This window comes from Helicobacter valdiviensis, assembly GCF_003245365.1.
Classification (GTDB): Bacteria; Campylobacterota; Campylobacteria; order Campylobacterales; family Helicobacteraceae; genus Helicobacter_D; species Helicobacter_D valdiviensis.
The window spans coordinates 1-884 of sequence record NZ_NBIU01000101.1; the positions used below are offsets into that span (position 1 = coordinate 1).

Consider the following 884-nt stretch of genomic DNA (forward strand, 5'->3'; position numbering starts at 1 on the left):
ACCCTTAACGCCTAGCTTTGTCTTAGCACACATTGCTTCAAGATTACTAAAATCTTTGGTTACATTTTTAATAGCTCCCATTCCTTTAGTTACTAATCCTAAAACAATTCCAATCCCAAGACTTCCTGCATTTTCCATATTTAACCTTTTTTAAGTAAATGTATTTTAAAATTTTCACATGAGCGAAAAATTTCCCTTAACAAAAAGAGATTATCTCTATTCATATGGCTTTATGGTTGCCTGTTATATTGGCATTTTTTATATGGGCTATAACAATGAAATCTCTTTTTTTGCCAATATTCTCGCAGTATTTTTAGCAACTTCAATCCTTATTCTCATAGGTTATTTAATTGGTTTATTACAGCTTATTCAAGGTTTATTTATGATAAGTTGCGAAATTTTGTTTTTTATTTCAAGGCTTATGCTTAAGCTTTTTAAAAAACTTTTTAAACCCAATCAAGAAAAACCAAAAAACCTAGATGAGATTTTAAGCAATAATACTAAAAACCCTTAGACTTTAATATCTCTTGTGAAATCCTAATAGCTTCTTTGTAATCTTGCAAACTTAGATTTAGCACTTCTTCATAGCTCCAATGCAATGTGTGGCTAATTAAAGCGTGGGCTTCTAAGTTGTAAGCCCAGCTTCCTCTAAAAAACCCTTTAGTGCCTTTTGGAGTTCTAAGAAATCTTTTAAGCCCATATCTTCAATTTCACTCTCTTGCTTATTTGTGAGAGTTGCTATCATATAAATAGCTTGTTCCATTTCTTTATCACTCTTTAGCGTTGCATTTTTTAAAACACGCACATTGGGTTCTTTCATCACTAAATTTTCGCCATTTTCTAAAACAATTATTTTTTCTTTCATTTTGTATCCTTTTTAAAAT

General features: G+C 30.3%; 2 protein-coding genes. One reads left to right on the forward strand and one right to left on the reverse strand.

Going from position 1 to position 884, the window contains the following annotated elements:
* The first annotated feature begins 232 nt into the window (after nucleotides 1–232).
* Nucleotides 233–514 (forward strand): hypothetical protein, encoded by a 282-nt coding sequence (locus B6S12_RS10710; protein WP_181451053.1) that lies wholly within the window; start codon nucleotides 233–235, stop codon nucleotides 512–514.
* A 111-nt stretch (nucleotides 515–625) separates the two neighbouring features.
* Here B6S12_RS10710 and B6S12_RS10715 read toward each other — a convergent pair whose 3' ends face one another.
* Nucleotides 626–865, reverse strand: a complete 240-nt coding sequence (locus B6S12_RS10715; protein ID WP_111230733.1) for a phage tail assembly protein — start codon at nucleotides 863–865, stop codon at nucleotides 626–628.
* Between the last annotated feature and the right edge of the window lie 19 nt (nucleotides 866–884).